Source organism: Microcoleus sp. Pol12A5, from assembly GCF_036701435.1.
Classification (GTDB): Bacteria; Cyanobacteriota; Cyanobacteriia; order Cyanobacteriales; family Microcoleaceae; genus Microcoleus.
The window spans coordinates 39153-53861 of sequence record NZ_JAUBQU010000004.1; the positions used below are offsets into that span (position 1 = coordinate 39153).

The 14709-nt window shown below is 44.4% G+C and carries 16 protein-coding genes; 5 read left to right on the top strand and 11 right to left on the bottom strand.

The annotated features are described in order from the left end of the window. Positions 1 to 45: 45 nt before the first annotated feature. Together QUA45_RS01850 and QUA45_RS01855 are read right to left on the bottom strand one after the other, a co-directional pair. Positions 46 to 192 (bottom strand): hypothetical protein, encoded by a 147-nt coding sequence (locus QUA45_RS01850; protein ID WP_333096410.1) that lies wholly within the window; start codon positions 190 to 192, stop codon positions 46 to 48. A gap of 666 nt (positions 193 to 858) precedes the next feature. Next, the gene (locus tag QUA45_RS01855; protein WP_333219132.1) at positions 859 to 1932 is read right to left on the bottom strand and encodes a radical SAM protein; all 1074 of its coding nucleotides are present in this window, start codon (positions 1930 to 1932) and stop codon (positions 859 to 861) included. 447 nt (positions 1933 to 2379) lie between these two features. On the opposite strand from QUA45_RS01855, the gene QUA45_RS01860 reads away from it, so the two are divergent. From QUA45_RS01860 to QUA45_RS01870, 3 genes are all read left to right on the top strand, one after another. Further along, the gene (locus tag QUA45_RS01860; RefSeq protein WP_333096405.1) at positions 2380 to 3174 is read left to right on the top strand and encodes an ABC transporter permease; all 795 of its coding nucleotides are present in this window, start codon (positions 2380 to 2382) and stop codon (positions 3172 to 3174) included. Between the two features lie 221 nt (positions 3175 to 3395). Continuing rightward, positions 3396 to 4259, top strand: a complete 864-nt coding sequence (locus QUA45_RS01865) for an aldo/keto reductase (protein ID WP_333219134.1) — start codon at positions 3396 to 3398, stop codon at positions 4257 to 4259. Between the two features lie 143 nt (positions 4260 to 4402). Beyond that, the gene (locus QUA45_RS01870; RefSeq protein ID WP_333096401.1) at positions 4403 to 5080 is read left to right on the top strand and encodes a GIY-YIG nuclease family protein; all 678 of its coding nucleotides are present in this window, start codon (positions 4403 to 4405) and stop codon (positions 5078 to 5080) included. Positions 5081 to 5179: 99 nt separating this feature from the next. Here the strand turns inward: QUA45_RS01870 and QUA45_RS01875 are convergent, their stop codons facing one another. Continuing rightward, positions 5180 to 6028 carry a DUF3598 family protein gene (locus QUA45_RS01875; RefSeq protein ID WP_333096398.1) on the bottom strand — a complete coding sequence of 283 codons (849 nt, stop codon included), beginning with the start codon at positions 6026 to 6028 and terminating at the stop codon, positions 5180 to 5182. Positions 6029 to 6046: 18 nt separating this feature from the next. Between QUA45_RS01875 and QUA45_RS01880 the strand changes: the two genes are divergently transcribed. Further along, positions 6047 to 6856 carry an SAM-dependent chlorinase/fluorinase gene (locus tag QUA45_RS01880; RefSeq protein ID WP_333096397.1) on the top strand — a complete coding sequence of 270 codons (810 nt, stop codon included), beginning with the start codon at positions 6047 to 6049 and terminating at the stop codon, positions 6854 to 6856. Positions 6857 to 6962: 106 nt separating this feature from the next. Here QUA45_RS01880 and QUA45_RS01885 read toward each other — a convergent pair whose 3' ends face one another. The 4 genes from QUA45_RS01885 to aat all read right to left on the bottom strand — a co-directional run bounded on the left by QUA45_RS01885 (position 6963) and on the right by aat (position 12137). Next, positions 6963 to 7859, bottom strand: a complete 897-nt coding sequence (locus tag QUA45_RS01885; protein WP_333096395.1) for an alpha/beta hydrolase — start codon at positions 7857 to 7859, stop codon at positions 6963 to 6965. A 71-nt stretch (positions 7860 to 7930) separates the two neighbouring features. Next, positions 7931 to 10489: a leucine--tRNA ligase gene (gene leuS, locus QUA45_RS01890; RefSeq protein ID WP_333096393.1), complete on the bottom strand. Its 2559-nt coding sequence runs from the start codon at positions 10487 to 10489 to the stop codon at positions 7931 to 7933. Between the two features lie 276 nt (positions 10490 to 10765). Then, entirely contained in the window at positions 10766 to 11440 is a 675-nt protein-coding gene (locus tag QUA45_RS01895; RefSeq protein ID WP_333219136.1) for a Uma2 family endonuclease, read from the bottom strand. Positions 11441 to 11540: 100 nt separating this feature from the next. Next, positions 11541 to 12137, bottom strand: a complete 597-nt coding sequence (gene aat, locus QUA45_RS01900; protein WP_445304931.1) for a leucyl/phenylalanyl-tRNA--protein transferase — start codon at positions 12135 to 12137, stop codon at positions 11541 to 11543. A 46-nt stretch (positions 12138 to 12183) separates the two neighbouring features. On the opposite strand from aat, the gene QUA45_RS01905 reads away from it, so the two are divergent. After that, complete coding sequence (locus QUA45_RS01905) at positions 12184 to 12513, top strand: hypothetical protein (RefSeq protein WP_333096388.1); 330 nt, start codon at positions 12184 to 12186, stop codon at positions 12511 to 12513. 124 nt (positions 12514 to 12637) lie between these two features. On the opposite strand, the gene rpsN is transcribed toward QUA45_RS01905, so the two are convergent. The 4 genes from rpsN to nth form a co-directional block, all read right to left on the bottom strand. Beyond that, positions 12638 to 12940 carry a 30S ribosomal protein S14 gene (gene rpsN / locus QUA45_RS01910; RefSeq protein ID WP_333055623.1) on the bottom strand — a complete coding sequence of 101 codons (303 nt, stop codon included), beginning with the start codon at positions 12938 to 12940 and terminating at the stop codon, positions 12638 to 12640. A 180-nt stretch (positions 12941 to 13120) separates the two neighbouring features. Beyond that, positions 13121 to 13453, bottom strand: coding sequence for a type II toxin-antitoxin system RelE/ParE family toxin (locus tag QUA45_RS01915; RefSeq protein ID WP_333096385.1), 333 nt, complete (start codon positions 13451 to 13453; stop codon positions 13121 to 13123). Beyond that, positions 13453 to 13704, bottom strand: a complete 252-nt coding sequence (locus QUA45_RS01920; RefSeq protein ID WP_333096384.1) for a hypothetical protein — start codon at positions 13702 to 13704, stop codon at positions 13453 to 13455. The genes QUA45_RS01915 and QUA45_RS01920 overlap by 1 nt, the downstream gene beginning before the upstream one ends. A 131-nt stretch (positions 13705 to 13835) precedes the next feature. After that, positions 13836 to 14513, bottom strand: coding sequence for an endonuclease III (gene nth, locus QUA45_RS01925; RefSeq protein ID WP_333219138.1), 678 nt, complete (start codon positions 14511 to 14513; stop codon positions 13836 to 13838). Positions 14514 to 14709 lie beyond the last annotated feature (196 nt).

A 14709-nucleotide genomic window follows, 5' to 3' on the forward strand; every position in this document is an offset into this window, starting at 1 on the left:
CAGCAATACTGTTGATATTAATGCGGAAAATTATTATATCGAAAGTTATCCTAAAATCCAAAGTTTTTCCATTGAAGGCGGCAACTTGTGTTTTTGCCGAAGTTCCTGAGTTTGCGATCGCGGAAATATCAAATCTAAGTTAAAAATACTTAAACTACCTGCTTGCCCATCAAGATTTGTTCTAGCAGACAATATCCACAATTCGTGGGAGGGGTGAAATAGAATAGGTGGAATTGAAACGGGAACAGGAAGAGAAGGAACGTCAGCGCGATGCGAACAAATAGAATTATACAAGCAAAAGGAACAAGAGCAGGAAGAGTGCGCTCAAGAACAAATGGAAATCTGCAGGAAGAACAAAAACAAAGAGAAAAAGCGATCTAGCCAACTTGAGAATATCATCTTTTTTTGTCGGAACTGCGATCGGAGGCGGACAAATCTTTTAGACCAGCTATCCCCTAATCAAAGATACACCCCTTAAATGGCAACCCGATTTTTCCCTCCCCCTTCATCCCTTCACGGCGACGATTATATGGAATTTGCTTTGCGGTTTAATATTCGGCCTGCTGATACGGGGTATCCTGCCACTGGCGATAAAAATATCCCCCAGAATCCTGCCACTGGTAAGAAAAATATTGCCCAGGTAAAGCGGTGCGTGACTGTCAATAGTAAATGGCTGCCGTGCAATCATTTTTCACCTTCGCCTACCCTAGGACTTACAAAACAGTGTATTCGTAAGGAAACGGCATTGCCCTGTCCCGCAGCAAAACCGAACGGCAATACAGTTCATCAAACAAAAAACCGGGTTTCTGCTCAAACCCGGTCACCATTAAGACAAGCAATATTAACACTGCTCAAACCTCAATTTTTCAATAATTTCATCCCCATTTTCACCTTATCCAAAATCGTTTTTTGCGAGACACAAGTAATCAGACAAAGCTTGCCGCAATTCAAAGTATCGCGGCGAACTGCCTGAGCTTTTTCGCCGTACCAAATCTCGCGGGCGCTGGCGTTTTTCACATTACCAATTACGGGAAAATCATCGCACAATTTCACATCGCCGCGGGTATCAATCCAGTAATTCCGCAGTCCAACGCGGCAAGGACGAGTTGAATCAGGAGCTTTTTCTTCCGCAAAGTGAGGAATCATCAATCGCAACACTTCATCGCTGTTCATAATCGGAGCACCGTTATGCTTCATTTGAATTAGGCGCTCGATCACCTGTGAAAATTCCTCAATGTCTTCTTTTTCAATCCACAATTCCTCGTATGTTTCTGGCGTCCAGCGGTTGACTGGTTGGAAGTTCACCGTCGTCGCCCCAATTCCCTGAGCCCAAGTGACTATTTCCGGGAGGTGGCGGAAATTGAGTCGGTTCATTGTCGGTTTGATGTTGATCGGAAACAGGATGTTCTGTTTTTCTTGTTCTTCGCGCAGATAACCGATTCCTTTAGAAAGTCTGTCAAACAATCCCGGTTGACCGCGCAAATAATCGTGCAGTTCTGCATTCGGCCCGTCAACGGAGATATTCACATTAAAAGGACGAGCAGCTACAGTTTTGGCTGCATTTTCCCGGGTCATGCAATAGCCGTTGGTGGTGACGCCGGCGTGAATGCCATTTTTATTCGCAAAGGCCAGCAAGTCTAGAAAACCTTTTTTAATATAAGGTTCGCCGCCACTAAAGTTGATTGAAAACTCGCCCACAAATTCTTTGACGCTCAAGAGGGCATTTTGCCATTCTTCAATCGTCATTTCGTCTTTATATTCTTTAAGCCGCCAATATTCGCACTGGCGGCATTTAACATTGCAATGCTCATTGACGATTCCGTAAAAAGTTACGGGGCTCGTCACGTCGTATCCTGTATTGATCCGCAGCGATTCCGCTACTGCACTCTTGGTGTGCTTAACGCCCAGTCTCGATAATGTTAAAGCATCCATGTCTTTTTTTCCTTACGTGTTGTTAGTTAAGTCAATTTCTCGCACCCTCTTTTGTACGTATAATTACGCATCGCTGATTACGTATTGCTTTTAAGTACGTATGCCCCATCCTAAGTGTTCCCTTTGGGTATGGCTAGATGTTTTTGAAATATTTATAATTTTAAGAGTTGTAACATATTAGTATTTCCAATCAATCAAGTGTTTCTTTGTGTTAAAACATGAATCATGCTTAATAATTGCCAAAATATATGGGTTTAATCTTGCCTCAAATTAATATTTGTAATTTTTGTTTAAATATTGTTAAATAACTTAATATTTTTTGTGAGTAAAACTCCTTAAGTAAGCGGTATCAATAATTTAAAATTATAGTTAAATGAGCAGCCCATACAGCAGTTAACTTCACACAACCTTTAAAATATGGGAATTTAAGTATTTACAGGGCAAAAAATGACGACAAACATGGGACGATATTTGCACGTACTGAAATTGTTCTGGGGTGCGGCGATCGCAGCGGAACTAGAATACCGAATCAACTTTGTCCTCGCGACCCTCAGCAGCCTCGGAAATCTTGCGGGCAGCTTGTTTGGGCTGTTTTTGTTTTACCGTACCGACTACACGTTTGCCGGCTATTCATGGGAAGAGGCTTTAGTTGTACTCGGTATTTTCACGATTTTGCAGGGGTTTTCGTCAACCTTTCTAGCACCTAATCTCAGCCGTATTGTCGATCGAGTGCAGCAAGGTACTCTCGATTTTGTACTCCTGAAACCCATCAGTTCCCAATTCTGGCTATCTGCAAACACAGTTTCGCCTTGGGGCATCCCAGATTTAATCTTCGGCACCGTATTGCTGCTGTATGCTGCTAACAAGTTGGGAGTAGAAATCGGCAACTATTTTTTAACAGCAATACCGCTGTTATTTGGAACTATTACTCTTTACAGTATATGGTTTATGTTAGGGGCAACCAGCATTTGGTTTGTCAAAATTTACAATGTTACCGAAGTCCTCAAAGGATTGTTAGAAGCGGGTAGATTTCCAATGGCAGCTTATCCCGCAGCTTATCGATTTTTCTTCACTTTCGTAGTTCCCGTTGCCTTCTTGACGACTGTGCCAGCAGAAGCCATGCTGGGGAGAGGTGAAATCGTTTGGATGGCAGGGGCGGGAATATTGGCGATCGGGCTGTTATTTTTCTCCCGCTACTTCTGGCAATTTGCACTCCGCTTTTACACCAGCGCTTCCAGCTAGTTAAGTAGGTAGGTAAGCTGGTGCACATCTAGATTGTCTATTATGTTTGAGAGGGAGAGGATTTGACACCGGGGAACAGGGAATTGAAATATACATTTTAAAAGCCCAACAGCGTATCTAAATTTGTTTTTCTACTTACTTAGATAGTTAAATAGATTTAAGACTTCAACTTATCCTTGAAAGGTAAACTGGAAATAAACCACGCAAACGAAGGCAAACCAATGAAAAGAAAAAAACTGGGTAAGAGTAATTTTACTATCAGCGCGATCGGTCTTGGAGGTATGCCAATGTCCTTAAGCGGCCGGCCGCCCGAATCGCAATCAATTTCGGTAATTCACCGCGCCCTCGATTTGGGTGTCACCCTAATTGACACCGCAGATTCCTACTGCCAAGATCAATCCGACAAACACCACAACGAGCAACTGATTGCCAAAGCTTTGCAACAGTACAGCGGAGATGTTAGGGCGGTTACCGTCGCCACTAAAGGCGGCTTAATGCGACCTCAAGGTGCGTGGACGCGCAATGGCAACCCCCACCATTTACGCAAGACAATTCGCGAAAGTTTTGAAGCATTGGGCGGCCAGAAACCGATCGACCTTTGGCAATATCACTCGCCCGATCCCGCTTATACCATTGAAGCAGCCCTAGCACCCGCAAAAGAAGCAGTAGAAGCAGGAATGATTCGATTTATTGGAGTGTCCAACTTTTCTGTAGAGCAGATCAAACGCGCCCGCGATACAGTAGAAATTGTCTCTGTGCAGAATCAGTACAATCCGTGGCACAGACAGCCGGAATCAGACGGCGTTCTGGAATATTGCGAAACCGAAAAACTGACATTTTTTCCCTGGAGTCCTTTGGGAGGAAGCCGCCGCGTCACCAGCTTGCAAGATATACCCGCGATCGCCAAATTAGCCGCAGAAAAAAACGTTTCAGTTTACTGTATAGTATTAGCTTGGTTAATGGCTCAATCGCCCTGCATCGTTCCGATTCCCGGTGCGACCAAAGTATCGAGTATTGAGGACTCTGTGCGGGCGCTCGAAGTTAAATTGACTGACGAGGAATTGCAACAAATTGCCGCAAGTTAAGTATATAAGGGCAAAAAAAACAATAGAACAGGCTTTTCTGCCTGTTTCACAAACAGAACTTTATTGTGGGGTGGGTCGGAAAGCCCGCCCCTGAAAGTCGAATTTAATGAGTAAAGTTGACATTTTTTGAGGAATTGGGTTTTATGGAAGCTAATCAAGTGAATGCCGATCGAGACGTAGCAATTGAACATCAAAACGTACCTGTTGCCCATGAAGGACTGCACAACTTTTTATACAGTTCCGACTCAGAACACAGCGCAGCAGCCGCTATTTCTGAAATAGAAAATGACGGCACGCAAGTAATGTCAATAGATACATGGCGCGATTTGGCAACTAACGCGAAAGTCGCCGGCGTTTACGCTGTAATGGACACTTCCCGCAACACTAAGTTTATCGGTTATTCGCGAAATATCCTGCTTTCAATCAACGGTCACATCGCCCAAAATGGCGCCGAAAATTGTGCTTTCCTGCGCGTGCAAACTTTCAAATTCCCGAAGCGGGAAGAAATGGAAAGTTTGCGGGATGCTTGGATAGCAGAAATTGGCAGTATTCCGCCTGGAAACGGTGCTGAAAGCGAAATGTGGGCGAGTACAGTAGGTCAAGCGGCGCGATCGGCAATGTCTGCGGAGGAACAAAAAGCTTATGAGGAAAAGAAGCTGAAATTGCGAAAAGCAATGGCAGATTCCAGTCTTACCAAAGAGTTAGAAACCGCTGTCCAAAGTGACGGCAAGCGCGCTAAAGATTTGGAAGCGGCTGTTAATAATGATGACTGGAGTGCGGTGATTCAATCGCAAACCCAGGAAACAAAATCCGGCGAATAAAACTCGCAGATACATAAACTTTTGTCCGCCCTAAATGGGGCGGGTTTATGTAGATTATGGGTGGAAATTAAAGAGTGTTTGTGAACCAGCTCATACTAATTAATGACTAACTTTGCGTTCAGTAACTAAAGTCAAACTTACCCATTCACCCCGCTCATTGTAACTGCGAATCATCCGAAACCGTAAGTGAGGTTCTACCAACCAACCAGCCTCGAAAAATATAGGTTTTCTGGATTCAATCTTAACAGGTAAAGTGCAAGAACCGCCGTCAGGAAGGAGCACAACTTGCACGGGGGAAGCACCTTCGTTAAAGTGCAGAACTGAACCGTCAATGCTGGCGCTAGAAGTGATAACAGTAGCATTACTGCCAAAAGTAATTTTCTGCACTAGGCGATCGCTACTTTCTAAATGCAATTGCATTTTGGTTGAATAAATGTCAGGAGAACGCCCATCTGGATACATTGTCACGGCTTCACCCTGCCACTCTCCCAGCAAAGCCTCAACAGTTAAAGGCGGACGTTCGGGGACATTTTTATCCGGCTGTTTTTCCCGAATTAAGGTAAGGTTTGATAAATTGCCGTCGGTATTGTATAGCTGAACGAAGCGCAATCGGCGATAATTGTAGATAAAACCAAACTCGGCACCGCACTCAGAATAAGGCGCTAGTTGAATAGTACCCTGAGAAAAAGCTCCATTTTCAAAAAACAAGATATCCCGTCCCAAACCCTGATATTCTCGAACAAGTTCGCTCACTTCTGGTTCGCCGACACCGCTAGGATTTGGGGAAAAGCGACGGAGTTTCAATCGCACTGTTTTGTTGTCATTGAAACCTTCGAGAGAAATAATGCTAGGAGTATCCTGAAGTACCTCTCCTCGCATTGATAGCTGAGTGAAGGAACCGTGCCATTCTCCCAAGTTTTGCAGAAAATTTTCCCACTGCGCTACCATATTCTTACCTGTGGATATATGTCTAAAAATAGAATTATAACTCTGCTGACGGATTTTGGATTAAGCGATGTTTATGTGGGAGTGATGAAAGGTACGATCGCCCAAATTAACCCGCAGTTAAAAGTCATTGACATTACGCACCAAATACCATCTCAAAATATTGCGGCGGCGAGGTTTTGTTTGATGACTGCTTTTGCTTATTTTCCGCCGGAAACCGTACATATTGCTGTCGTCGATCCGGGTGTGGGAAGCAAGAGACGCGGGGTTGCGGTTAAATGTGCTAATTGCTTTCTTGTCGGACCGGATAACGGGTTGTTTAGCGGGGTGTTGAGTCGGGAAAGTGCGAGATCCTCTGTCGAACTCACCAACCCCAAATACTGGCGCACACCTCAACCCAGCAGCACTTTCCACGGTCGCGATATTTTCGCTGCAGCGGGCGCTCACTTGGCGAACGGGGTGGCGTTGGAAGAGTTGGGAGATGCGATCGACCCTGCAAGTTTAGTGCAGTTAGAAATACCAAATTGTGCCGTTACAGCCACAGGTATAGATGGCTGTGTTCAATATGTCGATCGCTTCGGCAATCTAATTACTAATATCCCCAATAATTGCATTATAGGTAACAATTGGTCAGTGACAATTAGCAATAGTTTTGATGCAATTCGCATCCCCAGCGGTAAAACCTACAGCGACAGCGAACCGGGCGATTTAATTGCCATAACTGATTCTGACGGTTGGGTAGAAATTGCCGTTAATGGCGGCAGCGCTCAATCTGTCTTAAAATTGGAATGCGGAGCGATCGTGCAATTGCTTTTTGAAACTAACAATTAAATAGGACTTACGCATGGGCGATCGGAAACCGGGTTTTTTACGAAAATACTTTGTTGTCACCAGCAGATGCGGTGAAAAACCCGGTTATGAAGGCGGAGTGCGTAAGTCATAGTTTTTTTCGATCGATTACTTTTTCGGCAAAATCCACAATAGTTTGGCGATATTCGGGATTATTAAAAAAAGCATCTCCATTATTGTGCCTAGCATTAGGAACTAGCAAAATTTTTTTATATTCAGGAGAACTAGCATATAACTTTTTGCTCATAGTAGCAGGAACAAAAGAATCGGCAATCCCGTGAACAAACAAAATCGGCATTCGCAGTGATTTAACCTTAGCAATAGAATCAAACCTTTGCGTCAGCAACAACCGCACCGGAAAAAATCGCATATAAGCATTATTTTCCACCATATCCACCATAGAAGTAAACGAATTGTGGACAATCAAACAAGCAGCTTCTGGATGCCTTATTGCTAACTTAATAGCAACAGCACCTCCCATTGAATGACCATAAAATAAAATTTGGCTAGGCAACAGTTGCCGCTGCTTAACTAAATAATTATAAGCGGTTTCCGCATCTTCATATAGCCGATATTCGCTGGGAAAGCTGCCTTGACTGCGGCCGTAACCCCGGTAATCAATCAGCAATACAGAAAAACCCAATTGCCGAAAGCGGTAAGATTGAGCGATATTCGCACCGATGTTCAAACCCCTGCCGTGCAGGTACAATAAAGTTCCTAATGATTGTCGGTTTGCGGCGGGCAGCCACCAACCGTGAAGTTTTTCAATTTTGCGCGATCGACCCTTAACTGGCAACCAAACTTCTTGGTAAGCGATGTTAAAAGCATCTGGTGTTTTGGCGATTGTAGGTGTTGGCTGAAAGATCAAACGAGTTTGCAGAAAAAACAAGAGTATACAGGAAGCAATGTAGGCGATCGCCCAAAGTTTTCCTAAACACAATAGCCCTCTCAAAAAACGTTTTTTGGTTTTGTTTAGCTTGCTCATTTTTGGCAGGGCTAATTCTTAACTTCAAGTATTAAAAACCCGGTTTATTGAAGAAACCGGGTTTCTCATCTTTATCCAGCTACCACGAAATTAACCAATTTTCCAGGCACCACAATTACCTTTTTAATCTCCTTACCTTCTAGGTGACGCTTGGCCAATTCCGACTCGCGAGCAAACTTTTCCAAAGCAGCTTTATCAGCACCAGAAGGCACTTGAATTATGCCGCGAGTCTTGCCCATAACTTGAATTACCAGCGTAATTTCATCGGTAACTAATGCAGATGGATCGACAGCCGGCCAACTTTGCGTATGCACAGATTCACTGTTACCAGTATTGTGCCACAACTCATCAGCTATATGCGGTGCAAAAGGCGCTAACAAGCGAATCAAAGTGTTAATTCCTTCTGCATAAATTGGCGAATCTTTACACTTAGCATCATTCAAAGCATTGCTGAGTTTCATCATTTCAGAAACAGCAGTATTGAACTGATAGTCGCCCTCTAAATCTTCGCTAACTTCCTTAATTGCAGTGTGAATTGCCCGCCGTAAATCCTTCTCAATTTTGCTTAATTCAGCATTCTCTCCTGCTTGATCGGGGGTGGCAGGGACTCGTCCAGCAAACTCTGTAACCACGCGCCAAACGCGATTTAAAAAGCGAAATTGCCCTTCCACATCAGCGTCGTCCCACTCCAAATCCTTCTCTGGCGGCGCTTTGAATAAAATAAACATCCGCGCCGTATCTACACCATATTTTCCCATAACTTGCAAGGGGTCAACGCCGTTATATTTTGATTTTGACATCTTCTCGTAGAAGACTTCTAAAGCTTCACCAGTTTCAGGATCTTTTGGATTTGCGGGGTCTATATCTGCTGGGGGAACGTATTTGCCAGTAACGGGGTTTTTGTATGCCATTGCTTGCACCATGCCTTGAGTTAACAGGCGTTTAAATGGTTCGTCACAATCGATCAAACCCCGATCGCGCAAAACCTTGGTAAAGAACCGCGAATACAGTAAGTGCAAGATGGCGTGTTCGATGCCGCCGACATATTGGTCTACGGGCATCCAATCATTTGTCTTTGCCGTATCGAAGACTTGCTCTTGATTTTGAGCATCGGGATAGCGCAAGAAATACCACGAAGAATCGATAAAAGTATCCATCGTATCTGTTTCGCGCTTCGCCGGAGTGCCGCAACTCGGACAAGGAACGTTTACCCATTCTTCCATCTTTGCCAATGGCGAACCTTTGCCAGTAAATTCTACATTTTCCGGCAACAACACGGGTAAATCTGATTGAGGGACGGGTACTGTGCCGCAGGTGGGACAGTGAATTACGGGAATCGGGGCGCCCCAATAACGCTGTCTAGAAATCAACCAATCTCTCAAGCGGTATTGGATTCTGGCTTTGCCATAACCTGCATTTTCGGCATGGTGAATAATCGCTGCTTTGCCTTTAATTGAATCCATGCCGTTGAAGCTTTCGGAATTAATCATAATCCCAGGTTCGGTGTAAGCTTCGGTCAGCGGAACTTCATCATCATCCACAATTACTACTTTAATTGGCAGTTGATATTGATTGGCAAATTTGAAATCTCGCGTGTCGTGGGCGGGTACTCCCATGACTGCGCCGGTGCCGTATTCGTACAGCACATAATCGGCAATCCAAATGGGGATTTCTTCGCCGTTGAAAGGATTGATTGCTTTGCCGCCTGTGGGGATGCCGCGCTTTGGTTTGTCTTCGGCTGTGCGATCGATCTCGCTTTGGGCGGCGACTTCTTTGATGAAGGTTTCTACGGCCGCTTTTCTATCTTCGGTTGTTACGCGCTGAGTTAGTGGATGTTCCGGTGCTAAAACAACGTAACTGACACCGTAAACTGTATCGGGACGTGTGGTGAAAACGGCGATTTTTTCATCCATTCCGACAATCGGAAATTCTAAGTAAGCGCCGACTGATTTGCCGATCCAGTTGGCTTGCATTAATTTGACTCTTTCTGGCCAATCTGGCAATTTGTCTAAGTCGTTTAATAACTGTTCGGCGTAATCGGTAATTTTGAGGAACCACTGCCGCAATAATTTGCGCTCGACTTTAGCACCGGAACGCCAGGAACGACCTTCGTTATCTACTTGTTCGTTTGCTAAAACTGTTTGGTCTATGGGGTCCCAATTAACTGCCGCTTCTTTTTGATAAGCTAATCCTGCTTCTAAAAATTGCAAGAAAATCCATTGAGTCCACCGATAATAATCGGGAGAACAAGTTGTAACTTCTTTTGTCCAGTCGAAAGAAATACCCAGCCGGCGAAATAAGCCTTTCATTTGGGCAATGTTTTGATAAGTCCATTGTGCAGGGGGAATTCCTCGCTCGATAGCTGCATTTTCTGCGGGCAAACCAAAAGCGTCCCATCCCATCGGATTCAATACGCGATAACCTTGCATTCGCTTGAGTCTGGCAATTACATCGATGATTGTGTAGTTGCGGACGTGGCCCATGTGCAGGTTTCCCGACGGGTAGGGGAACATGGATAAGGCATAAAATTTAGGCTTTTGGGTATCTTCTGGCATCTGGTCTAAGTTTTGCTCAGCCCATGTCTGCTGCCATTTTTCTTCTATGGATTGGGGGTTATATCTTGAATCCACAACAATTTCTCCTTTTATAATTTACTAATGTTTGCTTGAATATTTTTGCACATTCAAGGGGTATCGATTAGGATTTTTCTGAGTACCAAGGATTTTGGCTCGAATATCTGTATTATATATTGTAGTATAAGTAATTTGAGCTGGGGGCGATCGACCAAATATCCCGGTTCGCCCTGAAAAAAGTAAATAACTGCAATCCCCAGAAACCCGATTTCTTTGACAAACCGGGTTTATTCTCCTAGTTAGAGCTTAGATGCTATCAGGATCGATGTTCAATTACCGCAGTTTGGCGGCTAAACGTTCCGCTTTTTGAGCTTCTTGTTCGGCACGCTGCGAAGCTTCTTCGGCACGCTGAAATTCTTGTTCTGCGCGCCGTCGCTCTAATTCTCGCTGTTCATCTAATTCGGAATAGGAAAGAAACTTTTGTCCATCAGGTCGATAAATTTCTAACCCTTCCGAACCCAACTCAAACCGCACTCCCAATCTTGGACTTATCCAGCCCTCCATAGGTTCAATTACTTCTAACATTCCTTCAATTCTTCGCCAACCTGTCAACTCATTTTGTGCTGGGTCATAAAGGTAATACTCCTCAACTCCGTAGCGATTGTAAAATGAAAATTTCTTGTTCATTTTTATTTGGCTGTCGCTGAAAGAGCGAATCTCAAACACGACTTGGGGAGGAATATTATCTTCACGAAATTGTAGGTAAGAACGCCGATCGCCCTTTTGCCTCCCAAATACCACCATTACATCGGGCGCTTGAGAAATATCTGTTCTACCCTCAACCGGATACCACAGTAAATCGGCGGCTATAAACACGTTTGGGTCATCTTTCAACAGCGACTCGCAACCTTCTTTGATGGTGACAATTAATTTGTATTGAATTGTGCTATCTGCCATCGGTTGACCGTCGCTGCATGGATAAATAATTTCTTCTGTTGTGACTTGCATTGTGGTTGTCTCCGAGAAGTATCTCAGCTTAATTATACTATTGTTTGAAGCCGCTACTGGGGTCGGACACGGTACTGCCTTTTCCCGAATGAAAAAATATTCAAAATAGCGAGCAGCGGCGCTTCAAAGCTGCTTGCAAAAGAGTGTTGTACAGTTTTTCTTTAATAGTATAAGCGCCGAATCTTTCTAAGTGCGGATTGTTCATTTGAGCGTCGAAAATTAGATAAGATCGATTGCGCAATCTCTCCACCAACTTCACCATCGCCACCTTAGAACCCTCGGGAATTCGGTAAAACATCGACTCCCCAATAAACGCACCGCCGATCGACAATCCGAGAATACCGCCCGCCAATTCGTCGCCGCACCAAGTCTCGAAGCTGTAAGCCCAACCGGCCTCATACAAACCCCAGTAAATCTTCTTGAGCTCCTTAGAAATCCAAGTCGTTTCGCGATCGGCACAACCCTCAACCACCGCCCCAAAATCGCGGTTCACAGCCACCGAAAATCGATTTTGATTGATTTGGCGACGCAGGGATTTCGGATAGGTAAATCTTTCATCCAGGGGAATCAGCGCCCGCTGACGGCTCGAATACCACCCCAAACTTTCCTCGCCGTCATTTGCCATCAAGAAATAGCCTTGGGCATATCCTTGTATAATTGTCGGTATATCATATTGCATATATTTATCAGTTGTCATTTCTCAGTTAACTTTTCAAAGTCAACATTAGCAATTAGGAATAATCATGTCTGAAATCATTGAACCTATTACCTTACCGCCCGCCCAAAACCCCGAACAAGAAGGCCAATGGCTCCAACAAACGCTGCTGGCATGGCTAGACTCCGAGTTTATCCCAGAAGCAGCCAACCAGCAAATAGCTAAAAGGGCTGCCCAAATCTATGTCCGCCAGCGCATGGAAGGGGAAAACGACTTGGGCAGCCTCGTAATTGCGATCGTCACCGAAATGCAGGCCTATGATTTTTCTAAAAGCTTCTACGGCGAATTTGCGATCGCCAATGCCGTCAGCGACTTGTTACTCGAAAGTCTCGGCATCGATAAATGCTGTGGTCAGTGAAGCAAGAAGGAGGAAAATTTAACTCATAAGTCTGAAACAAAAATCAACCCCAAACCTAATCCTGCCGATTAATTGTGAGTTTTTTTCTTTCTTCTTCCTTCTTCCTTCTTCCTTCTTTCTCGTGCTACCAGCTAGACTTCACAACACCGGGCAAAAGACCTTCGTGAGCCATTTCTCGCATCATGTTGCGAGACAGTCCGAAGTCACGATAGTAACCTCTGGGCCGTCCAGTTGCCCAGCAGCGGTTCCGCAAGCGAGTCCGCGAACTGCTGCGAGGTAGCTGTTGCAGTTGGCGGTGAATCGCCATTTTGTCCATCTGATTGGTAGCTTGGTCAAACTGGTCTTTGAGGTCTTCCCGCTTGTCGGCGTACTTGTCTACGAGTCGCTGGCGCTTTTTCTCGCGCTCGACCATGCTCTTCTTAGCCATAATCTGTTGATATCCTTAGATTAATCACAATCTACTATTTTACTATATTTTTGTCTTTTTGGATAACTTTAATTTTAAATATTTTTATTTACACATAACAACTTATCTCATTTGCAGGGTGCCTCAGCTAATATTGTGCGATCGACAGTTGCTCGAATTCGAGCTGACGCACCCTAGGAACTACTCCTGGTTCTCGCCAAGAGTTTGTTGTGCAGCGTGTCTAATGTGGAGGATGCGAACTGCGGACACATCTTCACTTTCGGCAATAGTGAAAAGAATGCGGTATGAGTTGCGCCCTTTACCATAAAGTAACTGCCTAATTTCTTTACTGAAGTATTGATTTTCCCTGGCGATAGGACAACGTTTGGGCATCGCTGATAAAGACTCGATCGCCTTCAGCAATCCCTCATACCACTCCCTTGCTTTCTCTGGTGATGTCATCTGAGATAATAGCAGGAATGCACTATCCGCTTGTGCTTCTGCAACGCTAGAAATTTCAATGAGATATCTCATCAGTTTGTTGGAAAACTGTACTTGGTGCGCTGTGATTTAGCAAATTCATCAAAAGAACGAAACCGTCCTAACTCAAAATCATTTAACCCCTCCTGAATACCCTCAATAGCTTCTTCAGAGTCTCGGGCTTCCCATTCTAATATCCGAGTTAGCAATTGGGCCGCAACAAGGCTAATATCTTGTCCTTCCCGATTCGCTTTTTCACGAAGTAGTGCCTCTATTTCTGGACTGAGGGAAATCGCAATACTCATATATTTACTTCCTTAGCATTAAGCTGTTGACAATAATTATAGCAAACTCAAAAAACGAGCGACCGAGCGAGTTCATTTATAAACTCTTCATTTCAGCAATTGTAATGTGCCTCAGATTCTATATTTTAATGCTAGTTGCTAGCCTCGGCACTGACGCACCCGTGCGTAATATTAGCAGAAGGACACAAATCTGCAAGTTCACAAATATTGCAAGCCGGATTTCTCGCATTACAAACTGCCCTGCCGTGATAAACTAACCGAATCGACCAATTTTCCCAATCCGGCTGCGGCAACAATATCATCAAATCCCGCTCTATCCTTATAGGATCGGTATGTTCGGTCAATCCCAACCGCTGAGTCAAACGTTTGACGTGAGTGTCTACGGTCACGCCCATATTAATACCAAAAGCGTGAGCGAGAACGACATTAGCCGTTTTGCGGGCAACTCCGGGCAATTCTAGCAGCAGTTCCATCCGCTGCGGTACTTGATTGTTAAATTTATTGACGATCGCCTGACAAGCACCTTTAATATTTTTAGACTTATTGCGGTAGAAACCAGTCGATCGCACCAGACTTTCTAGTTCTTCTATATCAGCATTTGCCAAAGCCACCGCATCGGGGAAACGCTTAAACAAAGCCGGCGTTACCAAATTTACTCGATCGTCCGTACACTGAGCCGAGAGAATCGTCGCCACCAGCAACTGCACGGGAGTTTCGTAGTTGAGAGTGCAAGGAGCTTCTGGATAGAGGCGTTTGAGGCGAATCAGAATTTCGAGCGATCGTTGTTTTAAACTTAACTTTTTAGTCATTAGTCAGTAGTCATTAGTCATCAGTAGTCATTACTCATTTGTTATTTGTTTTTAACTGGTTCCCACCAGGCACGACCGGGGAACCCATAACCAGAGGATATGCCTCGCTTGAGTAGGAAAAAAAGAAGAAGGAAAAATAGGAAAATAGGAAAAAGAAAAACTAGACATAATTCTTCCTTCTGCCTTCTGCCTTCTT

Coding starts and splice junctions, on each gene's coding strand:
- QUA45_RS01855 (WP_333219132.1), bottom strand. CDS start 1,932: ATGGATGCTTTAACATTATCGAGACTGGGCGTTAAGCACACCAAGAGT.
- QUA45_RS01860 (WP_333096405.1), top strand. CDS start 2,380: ATGACGACAAACATGGGACGATATTTGCACGTACTGAAATTGTTCTGG.
- QUA45_RS01865 (WP_333219134.1), top strand. CDS start 3,396: ATGAAAAGAAAAAAACTGGGTAAGAGTAATTTTACTATCAGCGCGATC.
- QUA45_RS01870 (WP_333096401.1), top strand. CDS start 4,403: ATGGAAGCTAATCAAGTGAATGCCGATCGAGACGTAGCAATTGAACAT.
- QUA45_RS01875 (WP_333096398.1), bottom strand. CDS start 6,028: ATGGTAGCGCAGTGGGAAAATTTTCTGCAAAACTTGGGAGAATGGCAC.
- QUA45_RS01880 (WP_333096397.1), top strand. CDS start 6,047: ATGTCTAAAAATAGAATTATAACTCTGCTGACGGATTTTGGATTAAGC.
- QUA45_RS01885 (WP_333096395.1), bottom strand. CDS start 7,859: ATGAGCAAGCTAAACAAAACCAAAAAACGTTTTTTGAGAGGGCTATTG.
- QUA45_RS01895 (WP_333219136.1), bottom strand. CDS start 11,440: ATGCAAGTCACAACAGAAGAAATTATTTATCCATGCAGCGACGGTCAA.
- aat (WP_445304931.1), bottom strand. CDS start 12,137: ATGACAACTGATAAATATATGCAATATGATATACCGACAATTATACAA.
- QUA45_RS01905 (WP_333096388.1), top strand. CDS start 12,184: ATGTCTGAAATCATTGAACCTATTACCTTACCGCCCGCCCAAAACCCC.
- rpsN (WP_333055623.1), bottom strand. CDS start 12,940: ATGGCTAAGAAGAGCATGGTCGAGCGCGAGAAAAAGCGCCAGCGACTC.
- QUA45_RS01915 (WP_333096385.1), bottom strand. CDS start 13,453: ATGAGATATCTCATTGAAATTTCTAGCGTTGCAGAAGCACAAGCGGAT.
- QUA45_RS01920 (WP_333096384.1), bottom strand. CDS start 13,704: ATGAGTATTGCGATTTCCCTCAGTCCAGAAATAGAGGCACTACTTCGT.
- nth (WP_333219138.1), bottom strand. CDS start 14,513: ATGACTAAAAAGTTAAGTTTAAAACAACGATCGCTCGAAATTCTGATT.